This window comes from Sanguibacter sp. A247 (assembly GCF_052324925.1).
Lineage (GTDB): Bacteria > Actinomycetota > Actinomycetes > Actinomycetales > Cellulomonadaceae > Flavimobilis.
This window is the reverse complement of sequence record NZ_JBQPRE010000006.1, coordinates 37,067-52,341: the sequence shown is the minus strand read 5'-3', so window position 1 is coordinate 52,341 and position 15,275 is coordinate 37,067. Positions and strand designations below refer to the sequence as shown.

Here is a 15,275-nt window from a genome sequence, read left to right as displayed (position 1 = left end):
CGATGCGACCCGCATTCAGACGCCCGCCGCGCCCAGCCGTGTGCCGCGCCGCGCGTACACGGTCCACGTGAGCGCCGCGAGCACCGCGTAGGCCCCGACGACCACCCACAGCGCTGCCTCGATCCCGCCCGTCGCGGCCGTCGACGAGGCGAACCCGCGAGGCACGAGGAATCCGCCGAAGGCACCGACGGCCCCCGCGATGCCGAGGCATCCGGCCGCGATGCGGGCGCGCTGGGCGCGATCGGCGTCGTCGGTTGCCCCGGTGCGGAACACCGCCGGAATCATGCGGTACACCGAACCGTTTCCAACGCCCGTCGCGACGAAGAGCACGAGGAACGAGCCGAGGAACCCGGTGAACGACGCCGAGCGCAGCGCGCCGATCGCGCCCAGGACGCCGCCTGCCATGACAGCGAACGCCACGAGAGTGACGCGAGCGCCGCCCACGCGGTCCGCAAGCATCCCGCCCAGCGGCCGGGCAACCGACCCGACGAGCGCGCCGAGGAAGGCGATCGAGACGGTGACGTCGGGGAACGTGGTCGCCAGAACCGTCGGGAACACGCTGGCGAAGCCGATGAACGAGCCGAACGTGCCGACGTAGATCACTGAGATGAGCCACGTGTGGTGGCGCGTGGCCGCGACCGCGTACGAGCGCATGTCTGAGCGCGTGCCCGTGAGGTTGTCCATCGTGCGCCACGCGAGCACGGCTGCGATGAGGACGAGTGGGACGATGAGCAGGCCCGCGCGTTCGAGGTGCACGCCTGCCGCGCCGACGACGACGAGCGGGACGACGAGCTGCACGGCCGCCGTGCCGAGGTTGCCGCCCGCGGCGTTGAGGCCGAGCGCCCGGCCCTTGGCGGCCTCGGGGTAGAAGAACGAGATGTTCGCCATCGAGCTGGCGAAGTTGCCCCCGCCGACGCCCGCGAGGGCCGCGACGACGAGCAACGTGCCGAACGACGTCGTCGGATCCTGCACGACGACGACGAGTGCGACGAGCGGGACGAGCAGGAGCAGCGCCGAGATGGTCGTCCACGTGCGGCCACCGAAGACGGGCACGGCGAACGTGTACGGGATCCGCAGGGTGGCGCCGACGAGGCTCGGGACCGCGATGAGCCAGAACATCTGGTCGACCGTGAGCGTGAATCCCGCGGCGGGAAGAAGGGGGACGACGACGCTCCACAGTGCCCAGACGACGAAGCCGAGGAACTCCGCGTAGACCGACGCGGCGAGGTTGCGGCGGGCAGCTGAGCGCCCGACCGCGATCCACTGCGCGGAGTTCTCGGGGTTCCAGCCGTCGAGCCACCGGCCCGGGCGGCGGGTGACGCCCGCGCCGAGGGGCGTGCCTGCCCAGCTGTCGGGGGTGGTTGCTCGGGCGAGGGAGATCTCGTCGGGCGACACCCCCTCGGGACGGGACGCGGTCGACATCGGTGCGGGCGCGAGTGGTTCGTGCGTCATGGAGGCCTCCGCGGTCGGGTGCGGGTCGGGACGCTCCGACGCTAGGCGTGGGATGTTTCGGCCCCGGGTGCGGCTCTGTTGCGCCGAGGCAACCTTTCGCGCACGCGATGCGTGGCCGACGTGTGAGAACGAGGGCCGGTGGGCGGTGCGGACGAGGGTGCCGGGCGCGCGCGAGTCTCCTAGGAGCGAACACGGCCTGCGCCACACCACGGACGGCTCTGGGGGAGGCACACGGTTGGTAAACTCGGCTCAGTTCCCCGGTCGGCCGCCTGCGTGCGTTGTCATCGGGGTGCCGACCGCCTCCCGCCCCCGACGGACGGACACGGACGTGCCGCAGCTGCTCATCGCCCACCTCGTGATGGCCCTTGCTGCGCCCGCCCTCGTCAAGCTCCTCGGCCGCAAGGCCTTCCTCGTCCTCGCGCTGGCCCCCGCGTCGGCCGCGATCTACGCGCTGTCGTGGACGGGGCGGGTCATGTCGGGCGAGCACCCCGAGAGCGTCACGCCCTGGATCGACGCACTCGGCGTCGACCTCGCGTTCCGCATGGACACCCTCTCGTGGTTCCTCCTGCTCATCTCCGGTGGCGTCGGAGCGGTTGTCCTCATCTACTGCTCGGCGTACTTCTCGGCGAATGCTCAGGGCTTGGGCCGCTTCGCCGGAGTCCTCACGGCGTTCGCCGGGGCCATGGTCGGCCTCGTCACCGCCGACGACATGCTCCTGCTGTTCATTTTCTGGGAGCTGACGACCGTCTTCTCCTACCTGCTCATCGGCCACTACGCGGACCGCAAGGCCTCACGTCGCGCCGCGATGCAGGCGCTCGTCGTCACGACCTTCGGCGGCCTCGCGATGCTCGCGGGCATCGTCCTGCTCGGCGAGAGCGCGGGGACGTACCTGCTCTCCGAGGTGATCGCCGCGTCGCCGACGGGCACGATCGTCACGGTGGCCGTCGTCCTCATGCTCGTCGGCGCCGTGACAAAGTCGGCTCTGCTGCCGTTCCACTTCTGGCTGCCCGGGGCCATGGCCGCGCCGACGCCCGTGTCGGCCTACCTGCACGCCGCAGCCATGGTCAAGGCTGGCGTCTACCTCGTGGCGCGTCTCGCACCCGGCTTCTCCGACCTTGACGCGTGGCGCGTGACGATCATCGTCCTCGGCGCCGGGACGCTGCTCCTCGGCGGGTACCGGGCGCTGCGGCAGAACGACCTCAAGCTCATCCTCGCGTTCGGCACCGTCTCCCAGCTCGGCCTCATCATCCTGCTCGTCGGGCTCGGCTCCCGCTCCGCTGCGCTCGCGGGCCTCGCGATGATCGGCGCGCACGCGATGTTCAAGGCAGCGTTGTTCCTTGTCACGGGTGTCGTCGACGCCGCGACGGGCACGCGTGACCTGCGCCGGCTCACGGGGGTGGGTCGCAAGCTCCCCCTCACCGCGACGGCTGGTGGTCTCGCGACCGCCTCGATGATCGGCCTGCCGCCGTTGGCGGGCTACGTCGCCAAGGAGGCCGCGCTCGAGTCGCTCGTGCACGACGGTCTGCCCGGCGGGGAGCCCTGGATGTCGACCGTCGTGCTCGCCGCGGTCGTCGTCGGCTCGATGCTCACGTTCGCGTACGGGCTGCGCTTCTGGTGGGGTGCGTTCGCGTCGAAGCTGGCGTGCGCAGCGCCTGCGCCGCGCCCCGTCGCCCCCGGCGAGGCTGCCGCGCCCGAGGTCGACGTCAGCCAGATCGACCCGCAGCAGATCCACGTGCAGTCGCGTCTCCTCGTGTGGCCGCCGCTCTTGCTCGCGGTTCTCGGGCTCGGCGCGGCACTCGTCCCGCACCTGGGCGAAGACCTGCTCGCGCCGCACGCGGCGCTCTACCCCGCGGGCGAGGCGGGACACCTCACGTTGTGGGGCGGGTTCGGGCCCGCGCTGTGGTCCACGGTCGCGATCGTCGCGGTCGGCTCGCTGCTGTTCGTGGGCAGGCGCCGCGTCGAGTCGCTGCAGGCGCGCGTCCCGCGCGTGCCCGAGGCTGAGCGTGTCTACCGGCGCTTCATGCGCCGCCTCGACGACTTTGCGGCGGACGTCACCTCGGTCACGCAGCGTGGCTCGCTGCCCCTCTACCTCGGCATCATCCTGGGCACGCTCGTCATCGCGGTCGGTGGGGTGCTCATCGCGTCGGGCTCGTGGCCCGACGAGGTCATGGTGTCCTCGAGCGCGGGTCAGGTGCTCGTCGTGGGTGTCACGGTGGTTGCGGCGGTGCTCGCCGCACGCGCCCGACGACGTCTCAAGGCCGTCCTGCTCGTCGGGGTGACGGGCTACGGCACCGCCGTGCTCTTCATGCTGTACGGGGCGCCCGACCTTGCTCTCACGCAGGTGCTCGTCGAGACGATCACGCTCGTTGTCTTCGTGCTCGCGCTGCGCCGCCTGCCCGCGTACTTCTCCGACAGGCCGCTCGCGGGTTCTCGGTTCGTGCGCCTCGCGGTCGCGGTCGCGGTCGGGGTGACCGTGTCCGCTCTGGCGCTCACGGTGCCCGGCGCACGCATCCACGAGCCGGTCTCGGTCGACTTCCCCGAAGAGGTCTACGTCTACGGCGGCGGGCGCAACATCGTCAACGTCGTCCTCGTCGACACGCGTGCGTGGGACACGATGGGCGAGATCTCGGTTCTCCTCGTCGCGGCGACGGGCGTCGCAAGCCTCGTCTTCCTGCGTCGCCGCAGCGGCGAGATCCTGCGCGCGCCTCGCGCGCCGCGGGTCGGTGGCGCGCTCGACCCGCAGCAGGTCGACGAGGCGCTCGGGAACCTCCCCACGGTCCCGCAGCTGCGCGGCACGGCCCCTCAGACGTTGGTCGACCGTGCGGCGCGCGCAAGCGTCTGGCTGCGTGGCGGACGCACCTTGTCGCCGCGCCGCCGCTCGGTCGTCTTCGAGGTCGCGACCCGGCTGCTCTTCCACTCGATGATCGTCTTCGCAGCGTTCCTGCTGTTCTCGGGCCACAACGCGCCCGGCGGCGGCTTCGCGGCCGGCCTTGTCACGGGGATCGCGCTCATCATCCGGTACCTCGCGGGCGGTCGTTACGAGCTCGGCGAGGCGATCCCGGTGCATCCGGGTCTGCTCCTCGGGTCGGGACTCTTCTTCTCGGTGGGTGTGGGGCTCGTGCCCGTGCTGTTCGGCGGTGAGCCGCTGCAGAGCTTCATCGTCGCGGCTGACCTCCCCCTGCTCGGCCACGTCAAGCTCGTGACGTCCGTGTTCTTCGACCTCGGGGTCTTCCTCGTCGTCATCGGCCTCGTCCTCGACATCCTGCGGTCGCTCGGGGCTGAGATCGACCGTCAGACCGACACCGCACCCCGCGACTCCGACGGCACCTACGGCGCCGCCGCGGTTCTCGAGGACGCACGCTCGGTGCGCTCGGCGCTCGACGCGGCCGGCCTGCGTCCGCACGACACCGACGGAGGCGCCCGATGATCGACATGGCCCCCTCGCTCGCGCTCGTCATCGCCATCGGCGTGCTCGTGACCGCGGGCGTCTATCTGCTGCTCGAGCGGTCGCTGTCGCGCGTCATGCTCGGTGTGCTCATGCTCGGCAACGGAGTGAACCTGCTCTTCATGGTCGCGTCCGGGCGCGCCGGCAAGGCGCCGATCATCGGCGCGGCCGAGCCGTCCGAGATGAGCGACCCGCTGCCCCAGGCGATGGTCCTCACCGCGATCGTCATCGCCCTCGGCATGGTCGGCTTCGTCATGTCGATGGCGTACCGCTCGTGGCAGCTCAACGGGCACGACGAGGTCCAGGATGACCTCGAGGACCGCCGCGTCGCGCACAAGGCTGCCGCGAACGCGCCCGCGTACGAGGACGCCGACTCGGCCGACTCGGGCGAGACCCTCGACGAGGATGCTGCGGTGACCCGAGACGAGACGATCCACGACGACGAGGAGCACCCTGCGGTCATGCTGCCCGAGGCTGCGGAGCCCGCGACCGGTGACGCGCAGCAGGAGGGTGACGCATGATGACGTCCCTCGTCCCGCTGCCCGTCATGCTTCCTCTCTTCGGTGCGGGCCTCGCCCTCGCGCTGTGGAAGCACACGCGCGCCCAGCGCATCATCACCGTCGTCGTGCTCTCGCTCATGCTTGCGGTGGGCATCGGGCTCGTCATCGCTGCGGACGCCAACCCCCTCGTCGTCAACGTGGGTGGCTGGGCTGCGCCGGTCGGCATCGTGCTCGTCGCGGATCGCCTGTCGGCGCTCATGGTCACGGTGTCCTCGCTCGTCCTGCTCTGCGTCTTCTTGTACTCGCTCGGGCAGGGAATCGCCGACGGCGACGACGACGAGGCCCCGGTCGCGATCTACCACCCGACGTACCTCGTGCTTGCGGCGGGCGTCTCGAACGCGTTCCTCACGGGCGACCTCTTCAACCTCTACGTCGGCTTCGAGATCCTCCTTGCGGCGTCCTACGTGCTCCTCACGCTCGGTGGGACCGGCTCGCGGATCCGCGCGGGAACGATCTACGTCGTCGTCTCGCTCGTGTCGTCGGCGATCTTCCTCGTCGCGCTCGCGATGATCTACGCGGCCACGGGCACGGTCAACCTCGCGCAGCTTGCCGAGCGGCTTCCTGAGATCGACGGCACGACGCGCCTCATCCTCGAGATCCTGCTCATGCTGGCCTTCGGCATCAAGGCGGCGATCTTCCCGCTGTCGGCCTGGCTGCCCGACTCCTACCCGACCGCGCCCGCTCCCGTCACCGCCGTGTTCGCCGGCCTGCTCACCAAGGTGGGCATCTACGCGATCATCCGCACGCAGACGCTGCTGTTCCCCGACTCTCGCTCCGACACCGTGCTCCTCGTCGCGGCGCTGCTCACGATGCTCGTGGGCATCCTCGGTGCGGTTGCGCAGGACGACATCAAGCGACTGCTGTCCTTCACGCTCGTGAGCCACATCGGCTACATGGTCCTCGGCATCGCGCTGTCCTCGCAGACAGGCCTCACGGCGACCATCTTCTACGTCGTCCACCACATCACCGTGCAGACGACCTTGTTCCTCGTCGTCGGGCTCATGGAACGCGTCGGCGGGACAACGTCGCTCGCGCGCCTCGGGGGTCTCGCCAAGATCGCACCGCTGCTCGCGATCCTCTTCTTCATCCCCGCGATGAACCTCGCGGGGATCCCGCCCATGTCCGGGTTCCTCGGCAAGGTCGGCCTGCTGCAGGGGGCGGCTCAGCTCGGTACGCCGCTCGGCTACACGCTGCTCGCGGGCGGGATCGTCACGTCATTGCTCACGCTCTACGCGATCGTCAAGGCGTGGAACAAGGCGTTCTGGCAGACGCCGCCGCAAGAGATCGCTCCGCAACGGCTTCCGTCGGGCATGGTGGGCGCGACCGTGGCCCTCGTGACCTTCGGACTCTCCCTCACCCTCGTTGCGGGTCCGCTCTTCGACTACGCGGGCCGCGCCGCGCTGACGCTGCGGGACCGCACGCCGTACACGAGTGCGGTCCTCGGTCCTGACGGGCGAGGTGCGGGCACGTCGGTCGACGTCCTGCCCGGTGACGGAACTGGCCTTCCGCAGGTTCCCGCGGACAGCGGACGGACGTCCCCGTCCCGTGACGCGAACGAGACGGGGGTGACCGGATGAACCCGCACGCACGCAGACGCACTCTCGTCACGCAGTGGCCGACGGTCCTGTGGCTCGCGATCGTGTGGATGTTCCTGTGGGGCGAGGTCACGTGGGCGAACGTGCTCGGCGGGCTCGTCGTGGGTGTCGTCGTCACGCTCGTGTTCCCGCTGCCGTCGATGCATCTGCCGATCCGGTTGCGTCCGTGGCACCTCCTGCGCCTCACTGGCCTGTTCCTCAGGTCGCTCGTCGTCGCGTCGTTCCAGGTCGCGTGGCAGGCATTGTCGCCACGCACGAAGGTGCATGGCGCTGTCGTCGGCGTTCGCCTGCGCAACCCGGCGGACCTCTACCTCACGGTGACGGCTGAGCTCTCGACGCTCGTGCCAGGCACGCTCGTCGTCGAGGCTCAGCGCATCACGGGCATGCTCTACCTGCACGTGCTCGACCTTGCGGCTTCGGGCGGCGAGGATCAGGTCCGACAGGACGTGCTCGACCTCGAGGCGCACGTTCTGTACGCGCTCGCGTCTGACGAGGAGCTCGTCCGAGCGGGGCTCGCGGCGGCCGGACGCTGGTCTGTGCGAACTCCCGTGACGCCACGGCCGACGCGCCCCGGGGAGGGCTCATGAACACGATCGTCGTCGGGGTTGCCGCGGCCATGCTGCTCGTCGGGGCGGCGCTCGCGGTCGTGCGTGTCGAGCGTGGTCCGTCGATGCTCGACCGGACGATCGCGCTCGACGTCCTCACCGCGACCCTTGTCGCGGTCATCGCGCTCGAGGCGGCGTGGAGCCACCGGACGGATACGTTGCCGATCCTCGTCGTCCTCGCGATGGTGGGGTTCGTGGGCTCGGTGACGATCGCGCGGTTCGCTGCCACGGAGTCCGACGACGACCGTCGCATCCGCTCGCGTGAAGAGGTTGAGGCTGAAGATGCGCAGCGCAGGCTCGTCGAGGAGTACGAGGATCGCGCGGCGGAGCGTGTTGCGGAGCTCGATGCAGAACCGGACGACACGACGCACCGAGGGGAGGGGCGCTGATGCTCGACACGATCCTTGACGTGCTCTCTGCCTGCCTCATGCTCGCTGGGGCGTTCCTGTCGTTCGCGGCAGGCGTCGGCGTGCTGCGTTTCCCTGACCTGCTGGCTCGGATGCATGCCGCGACGAAGCCTCAGGTGCTCGGGCTCATGCTCGTCCTCGTGGGTCTCGAGCTGCAGCTCCGGACGTGGCGGGGTGCGTTCGTCGTCGTGCTCGTCGTGCTCTTCCAGATGCTCACCGCACCTGTCTCGGCCCACATGGTGGGTCGTGCGGGCTACCGGACGGGCAAGATCCGCACGGACCTCCTCGTCATGGACGAGCTCACGGCCGACGTCCAGCAGGCTGCGCTCGAGGCCGATCAGGCGCGTGTCGCCCGGCTCGCGGCAGAGCTGGTCGACGACGCGGTGCACGAGGCGCGCGACGAGGAGCACCCCCACGACGCGCGCTTGTCCGAGGACCCGCCGACCGCTGTCCCACCGGCGTGACAAGCACGTGTCCGGTACGCCAGTGGTTCGATCTGTGGCTGGTCGCCGTGCGGCCAGTCGCGTGCCGGGCGTTGGGAGTTGCGTGGGCGTGCGTCTGCTCATCCACCCAGGGAGCCGGGACACGGTGGGATCGGACATCTCGGATGGCGGGCAGCGGGGGGGTAATGGGAAGGCTGAGAGGATCGTCGACAGTGCAGACTCTGCGCTACGAGCGGGTTGCTCTCGCGAGGGTTGCGGAGCCGCGTGCTCGTGCGAACCGAAATCTCGCAGGGAGAGAATCATGCGTCTTCAGCGTGCAGGTCGCCAGGTCTTCAGGCTTGCCATCGTCGGGCTTCTCGCCACGCCTGCCGTGGCGGTGACGTCGACCATGGCGTTTGCAGCAGGTACGAGCCCCTCGACGCACGGCTGCTACGTAGGTGTAGCGGGGACTTCCGTCTGGGCTACCCGCGCGGCGGCACGACCTCGTCGAGCCACGCGGTCACGCGCGCGAGGTAGTGGGAGCGCGCCGGCTCGGGGGAGAGCGCGAGGTCGTGCGCGCCGCCCGGCACCTGCTCGTACGTGACGTCGTCGCCGAGCCCCGGTGCGAGAGCGCTGATGTGCTCGACGGAGAGAACCGAGTCGGTCGAGAGGACGCCCGGATGGTCGTTGACGTGGTCACCCGTGGCGTCGGAGGACAGCACGAGCACGGGGCACGTGAGGTCGAGGCCCCGCGCGACGCGGGTGTGCGCGCGGCGCACCGAGGAGATCCAGCGCGCGCGGACGGGGAAGCCTTCGATCGGCTTCCAGGCGAGGTCGTAGTCCCACTCGCCGCCCGTGCTCGTGTGGAGCGCGCGTCCGTAGTGGGGCGCGAGGCTCCCGACGACGGCGCGCGGTGCGACTCGCGCGATGACGCGCAGCCCCTGCGTGCCGATCGTGCGCATGAACCACGTGTCGTTGAGCTCGAGCCACGGGCTGTTGAGGACGACCGCGTCGACGCGGCCGGGCCGCGCGTTCGCCCACAGTGAGGCGATGAGGCCGCCTGTCGAGTGGCCGAGGACCGCGATGCGGGTGTGGGCCTCGTCGTCGCGGACGACGGCGAGGGCCGCGTCGAGGTCTTCGGCGTGGACGGCGAGGTCGTCGACGAGGTTGGCGGTCTGTCCGGCCCGCAGGGATCGGCCGTAGTGGCGGAGGTCGACCGCATAGAAGTCCCAACCGGCGTCGGCGAGGGCCTCGCCGACGTGCGCCTGGAAGAAGTAGTCGACGAAGCCGTGGATGTAGAGGATCGCGCGGTCGCGGCGGGGGCCGCGGGTGAGGCGGACGACGGTGACGTCGACGGCGCCCTCGTCGTCCCGGCCGAGGTGGAGGGTGCGTTGTTCCCATCCGTCACCGAGGACGTCCGGTACCCAGGGGGTGGCGGGGGTCGGTGTGGCGCCTGCGGCTGCGAAGAACGTCATGCTTGATCATGGCACTGCCGGGCTGGGGCGACGAGGTGGAGTCGTGTCATCGAGGGCTGGTGCAGCAAAGTTGAGCGGAATAGACTCAAGTCTGACGGGGTTGCTCTGAGGAGTTCCACCCCGACCCGAGAGGAGACCTCATGGAGTCCAGCTTCACCACCGCTTCGCAGAAGGCCATCGGCGACGCCATCCGTGCTGCAGCCGCCGCTGGCAACCCGCAGATCGAACCGCTCCACCTCCTCGGTGCGCTGCTCGAGCAGCCCGACGGCCTCGCCGCCGCCTTGCTCGCAGCCGCCAAGGTGAGCATGACCGACGTCGGCCGCCGCACCCGCACCGCTCTCGTTGCACTCCCGTCGACGCAGGGCGGGACGGTCACCGAGCCGACGACCGCCCGCTCGCTCGGCAACGTCCTCGAGGCCGCGAAGAAGGAGGCCGCGACGCTCGACGACGAGTACATCTCGGCCGAGATCCTCCTCATCGCTCTCGCAGCCGTCGACTCCGCCGCTGCCACTGCGCTGCGCGAGGCGGGGGCGACCGCCGAGGCGCTCCGTGCCGCCCTCCCTGCCGTCCGCGGAACCGGCCCCGTGACGTCCGCGAACCCCGAGGGCACGTTCAAGACCCTCGAGAAGTACGGCGTCGACCTCACCGAGCAGGCCCGCGAGGGACGCCTCGACCCCGTCATCGGGCGCGACTCCGAGATCCGCCGCGTTGTGCAGGTGCTCTCGCGCCGCACCAAGAACAACCCGGTCCTCATCGGCGAGCCCGGCGTCGGCAAGACCGCCGTCGTCGAGGGCCTCGCGCAGCGCATCGTCGCAGGCGACGTCCCCACCTCGCTCCAGGGCAAGCGCCTCGTCGCGCTCGACATCGCGGCGATGGTCGCGGGCGCGAAGTACCGCGGCGAGTTCGAGGAGCGGCTCAAGGCCGTGCTCCAGGAGATCAAGGACTCCGACGGCGAGGTCGTCACGTTCATCGACGAGCTGCACACGGTCGTCGGCGCAGGGGGTGGCTCCGACGGCGCGATGGACGCGGGCAACATGCTCAAGCCCATGCTTGCGCGCGGCGAGCTGCGCCTCGTCGGCGCGACGACGCTCGACGAGTACCGCGAGCGCATCGAGAAGGACCCGGCGCTCGAGCGTCGCTTCCAGCAGGTGTTCGTGGGCGAGCCGAGCGTCGACGACACGGTTGCGATCCTGCGCGGCCTCAAGTCGCGGTACGAGGCCCACCACGGCGTGACGATCTCCGACGGTGCGCTCGTCGCCGCCGCGCGGCTGTCCAACCGCTACATCACCGGCCGTCAGCTGCCCGACAAGGCGATCGACCTGGTCGACGAGGCCGCGAGCCGGCTGCGCATGGAGATGGACTCCTCGCCCGTCGAGATCGACACGTTGCAGCGCGTGGTGCGCCGCCTCGACGCCGAGATCCTCGCGCTCAAGGAGTCCGGGGCTGACGAGGACCTCGAACGGGCGCACGAGCTCGCCGCGCAGCGCGCCGACCGTCAGGAAGAGCTCGCAGCGCTGACCGTGCGCTGGGAGGCCGAGAAGGGCGGCGTCAACCGCATCGGTGACCTGCGCAAGCAGCTCGCCGAGAAGGAGAACGCGGCCAAGCGGGCCGAGAACGACGGCGACCTGGCGACGTTCGGACGGCTCGCGTACGGCGAGATCCCGACGATCGAGCACGAGATCGCCGAGCTTGAGGCGGCCGAGGCCGCCTCGACCACCTCGGACGACGACGAGCGTCCCCAGCGACTTGTCGGTGAGAAGGTGGACGCGGCCGAGATCGCGGAGGTCGTCGCGGCGTGGACGGGCATCCCCGCGGGCCGGCTCCTGCAGGGCGAGGGGGCCAAGCTCCTCACGATGGAGCAGACGATCGGCGCGCGCCTCATCGGCCAGACCGAGGCGATCGCGGCGGTGTCCGACGCGGTGCGCCGCGCGCGTGCCGGGGTCTCCGACCCTGACCGTCCGACGGGCTCGTTCCTCTTCCTCGGCCCCACGGGCGTCGGGAAGACCGAGCTCGCGAAGTCCCTCGCTGACTTCCTCTTCGACGACGAGCGCGCCATGGTGCGCATCGACATGTCGGAGTATGGCGAGAAGCACTCGGTCGCCCGTCTCGTCGGGGCGCCTCCCGGCTATGTCGGCTATGAGGAGGGTGGCCAGCTCACCGAGGCGGTCCGTCGCCGGCCGTACTCGGTCGTCCTGCTCGACGAGGTGGAGAAGGCTCACCCCGAGGTCTTCGACCTGCTCCTCCAGGTGCTCGACGACGGCCGCCTCACGGACGGCCAGGGCCGCACCGTCGACTTCCGTAACGTCATCCTCGTCATGACGTCGAACCTCGGCTCGCACGTGCTCGTCGACCCGACGGTCCCCGAGGCCACGAAGCACGACGCCGTCATGGCGGCGGTGCGGGCGCACTTCAAGCCCGAGTTCCTCAACCGTCTCGATGACACGGTCGTGTTCGACCCGCTGAGCGTCGACGAGCTTGGTCGCATCGTCGACATCCAGGTGCGTGCGCTCGCGCAGCGTCTGACCGAGCGGCGCATCGGCCTCGAGGTGACGGACGCGGCTCGGGAATGGCTCGCGCTCGAGGGCTACGACCCCGCGTACGGGGCTCGCCCGCTGCGCAGGCTCGTCCAGCGTGAGATTGGTGATCGCCTCGCACGGCTCCTCCTGGCGGGTGAGATCGGCGACGGTGACACGGTGGCTGTCGACCGCACGGACGACGCGGGGGGACTGGCGATCCGCACTTCGTGAATGCCGACGACGCCCCCGGCCTCCCGGTGAAGGGAAGTCGGGGGCGTCGCTGTCAGACGCTCACAGCGCGAGCGTCACTTGAGACCGTTCGAGAGCGCCGAGACGAGCTCGCCGTTCGACGTGTCTCCTGAGAGCTCCCAGAAGAACGCACCAGCAAGGTTCTGCTGCTTGGTGTAGTTCATCTTGCCGTTGATCGTGGCGGGGGTGTCGTAGCTCCACCACTGGCCGTTGCAGAACGCGTAGGCGGTGCCGGCGATCGTGCCCGTCGCGGGGCAGGTGTTCTTGAGGACCTTGTAGTCCTCGTTGCCTGCCTCGTACGTGGCCGGGGCCGCACCTGTTGCGGTGCCGCCTGGCGTCGCCTGCGTTACGCCGGTCCAGCCGCGGCCGTAGAAGCCGATGCCCAGGAGAATCTTGTTGGCGGGGATGCCGATGCTCTTGAGCTTGGCGATCGCGGTCGAGGAGTCGAAGCCGTTGACCGGCATGCCGGGGTACGACGTGAGCGGGGAGTGCGGAGCCGTCGGGCCCTTGGCTGCCCACGAACCGAAGTAGTCGTACGTCATCGGCATGATGAAGTCGAGCGACTTCGCGCCCTCGGCGTAGTTCGCGGCGTCGATCTTGCCGCCCGTCGTGCCATCGGCCGAGATTGCCGAGGTGACGAGGTCGTCACCGAACTCGGTACGCAGCGCCTTGAGCAGACGCGGGTAGGACTCGGAGCCCGAGGTGTCGCACGTGAGGCCGCACGCGTTCGGGTACTCCCAGTCGATGTCGATGCCGTCGAACACGTCGGCCCAACGCGGGTCCTCGACGAGGTCGTGGCACGACTTCGCGAAGGCCGCAGCCGACGCGTCGCTTGCTGCAGCCGCGCCGAACCCGCCGGACCAGGTCCAGCCGCCCATCGACCACACGACCTTGAGGTGCGGGTACTTGGCCTTGAGCTGGCGGAGCTGGTTGAAGTTGCCGCGCAGCGGCTGGTCCCACGTGTCGGCCTGACCGTTGACCGACTGGTCAGCGGTGTACGCCTTCTCGTAGTCCGCGTAGGAGTCACCGATGACGCACTTGCCACCGGAGACGTTGCCGAACGCGTAGAGGATGTGCGTGAGCTTCGCCGCGGAGCCCGACGTGTCGATGTTCTTCACGTGGTAGTTGCGGCCGTAGACGCCCCACTGCGTGAAGTAGCCGACGACCTTCTTGTCGCCGGTCTGCGGCTCCTCGGTCGTGGGCTCGTCGGTGGGCTCGTCGGTCGGGTCGACCGTCGGCTCGTCCGTGGGCTCGTCGGTCGGCTCGTCCGTGGGGTCGACCGTGCCGTCGCAGGCACCCTGGTCACGCCAGACTCCCCACTCACCGCCGGCGCCGGGCGTGTCGCCCTGCGTCCACCAGCCGGCCTTGTACGTGTGGCCCTGGAAGGTGACGAGCGCGCCGCCCTGGTAGGCGGTCGACGCGTCCCAGGCCGTGGCCGTGCACGTGCCGGGCTCGGTCGGGTCCGTCGTCGGTTCGACCGTCGGTTCCGTCGTGGGCTCGTCCGTCGGGGACGGCTCGTCCGTGGGCTCGTCGGTGGGGTCCGTCGGGCCCTCGTCACCGCACGGGCCAAGGTCACGCCAGACGCCCCACTGGCCGCCCTCGCCGGGCGTGTCGCCCTGCGTCCACCAGCCGGCGCGGTACTGGCGGCCGTTGTGCACGACCTCGGCGCCGCTCTGGTAGGTCGCGGTTGCTGACCACGGCGTCCCGACGCACTCGCCGGGCTCACCCGTCGGGTCCGTCGTCGGCTCCGTCGTGGGCTCAGGGTCAGGGGTGCTCGTGCCGCCCACGTTGACGTCGACGCAGTTGTAGAACGCCATCGCCGTGTTCGAGACGTTCCAGCGCGCGAGGATCGTGTGGCGACCCGCGGGCAGGTTGGTCAGGGTGTGCGTCGTCGTGGCGGACGGCTGCGCACCCTTCTCGTCGAACGTCTGGTGGAGCTTGCCGTCGACGAAGTACTCCCACAGCGACGTGTTGTGCGCCGCAGTGAGCTTCCACTTGATGGGCAGGCTCGCGCTGACGTTCGCGACGGGCCAGGGCTTCGAGGCGTCGTCGAGGACGGCGAACGCCTCGTTGCCGCCCGAGCAGAGCATCGAGCCCTTGGGGGCCTCGACGCTTTGGGGCTCGTACTTGACGCCCCCACAGTCGAAGGACGTTGCGCCCGTGGCGCAGTTGTCCTGGCGGCTCGGCGGGGATGTCACCCAGCCGTGGGCCTCCGCCTCGGGCGCGGTGATCGCCGGAACGACCCCCACGAGCCCGAGCGCGGCGACGACCGCCACGATCCGGAATCTCTTCATCGGGACTCAGCTTTCTCAGGGGGGGGCGGCGAGGCGGCTGCCTCTCTCACCCCGGGACAGGTCACGTGGAGGTGCAGGGGCGCCGCCACTGTTGCGAGACGCTAGTGACGTCTGCGACGTGTCGGGATGAGGTGATTCCACATCTCTGCCACCGTCGGGCGGGCGCCGGGTACGGGTTTTCCCGTACCCGGCGCCCGCCCGNCCCCCCCCCCCCCCCCCCCCCCCCCCCCCCCCCCCCCCCCGACGGTGCGTGAC

The 15,275-nt window shown here is 70.3% G+C and carries 10 protein-coding genes; 7 read left to right on the top strand and 3 right to left on the bottom strand.

The window, feature by feature from the left end; all coding sequences use genetic code 11:
- Window positions 1-15: 15 nt before the first annotated feature.
- Window positions 16-1,422 (bottom strand): MFS transporter, encoded by a 1,407-nt coding sequence (locus ACTVCO_RS11805; protein ID WP_443728646.1) that lies wholly within the window; start codon window positions 1,420-1,422, stop codon window positions 16-18.
- A 358-nt stretch (window positions 1,423-1,780) separates the two neighbouring features.
- Here ACTVCO_RS11805 and ACTVCO_RS11800 point away from each other — a divergent pair, with 358 nt between their 5' ends.
- From ACTVCO_RS11800 to mnhG, 6 genes are read left to right on the top strand one after another with little or no spacing between them, the layout of a single operon-like run.
- Complete coding sequence (locus tag ACTVCO_RS11800) at window positions 1,781-4,879, top strand: Na+/H+ antiporter subunit A (RefSeq protein ID WP_443728631.1); 3,099 nt, start codon at window positions 1,781-1,783, stop codon at window positions 4,877-4,879.
- Window positions 4,876-5,418: a Na(+)/H(+) antiporter subunit C gene (locus ACTVCO_RS11795; protein ID WP_443728630.1), complete on the top strand. Its 543-nt coding sequence runs from the start codon at window positions 4,876-4,878 to the stop codon at window positions 5,416-5,418. The genes ACTVCO_RS11800 and ACTVCO_RS11795 overlap by 4 nt, the downstream gene beginning before the upstream one ends.
- A complete protein-coding gene (locus ACTVCO_RS11790; protein ID WP_443728645.1) occupies window positions 5,418-7,034 on the top strand; it encodes a Na+/H+ antiporter subunit D in 1,617 nt (538 codons plus the stop codon). The genes ACTVCO_RS11795 and ACTVCO_RS11790 overlap by 1 nt, the downstream gene beginning before the upstream one ends.
- A complete protein-coding gene (locus ACTVCO_RS11785) occupies window positions 7,031-7,639 on the top strand; it encodes a Na+/H+ antiporter subunit E (RefSeq protein ID WP_443728629.1) in 609 nt (202 codons plus the stop codon). Before ACTVCO_RS11790 ends, ACTVCO_RS11785 begins: the two co-directional genes overlap by 4 nt.
- The gene (locus tag ACTVCO_RS11780) at window positions 7,636-8,046 is read left to right on the top strand and encodes a monovalent cation/H+ antiporter complex subunit F (protein ID WP_443728628.1); all 411 of its coding nucleotides are present in this window, start codon (window positions 7,636-7,638) and stop codon (window positions 8,044-8,046) included. Before ACTVCO_RS11785 ends, ACTVCO_RS11780 begins: the two co-directional genes overlap by 4 nt.
- A complete protein-coding gene (gene mnhG, locus ACTVCO_RS11775; RefSeq protein WP_443728627.1) occupies window positions 8,046-8,528 on the top strand; it encodes a monovalent cation/H(+) antiporter subunit G in 483 nt (160 codons plus the stop codon). The genes ACTVCO_RS11780 and mnhG overlap by 1 nt, the downstream gene beginning before the upstream one ends.
- A 440-nt stretch (window positions 8,529-8,968) precedes the next feature.
- On the opposite strand, the gene ACTVCO_RS11770 is transcribed toward mnhG, so the two are convergent.
- Window positions 8,969-9,961, bottom strand: a complete 993-nt coding sequence (locus ACTVCO_RS11770) for an alpha/beta hydrolase (protein ID WP_443728626.1) — start codon at window positions 9,959-9,961, stop codon at window positions 8,969-8,971.
- Between the two features lie 140 nt (window positions 9,962-10,101).
- Between ACTVCO_RS11770 and ACTVCO_RS11765 the strand changes: the two genes are divergently transcribed.
- A complete protein-coding gene (locus ACTVCO_RS11765; RefSeq protein WP_443728625.1) occupies window positions 10,102-12,708 on the top strand; it encodes an ATP-dependent Clp protease ATP-binding subunit in 2,607 nt (868 codons plus the stop codon).
- A gap of 74 nt (window positions 12,709-12,782) precedes the next feature.
- On the opposite strand, the gene ACTVCO_RS11760 is transcribed toward ACTVCO_RS11765, so the two are convergent.
- Complete coding sequence (locus ACTVCO_RS11760) at window positions 12,783-15,020, bottom strand: glycosyl hydrolase family 18 protein (RefSeq protein ID WP_443728624.1); 2,238 nt, start codon at window positions 15,018-15,020, stop codon at window positions 12,783-12,785.
- Between the last annotated feature and the right edge of the window lie 255 nt (window positions 15,021-15,275).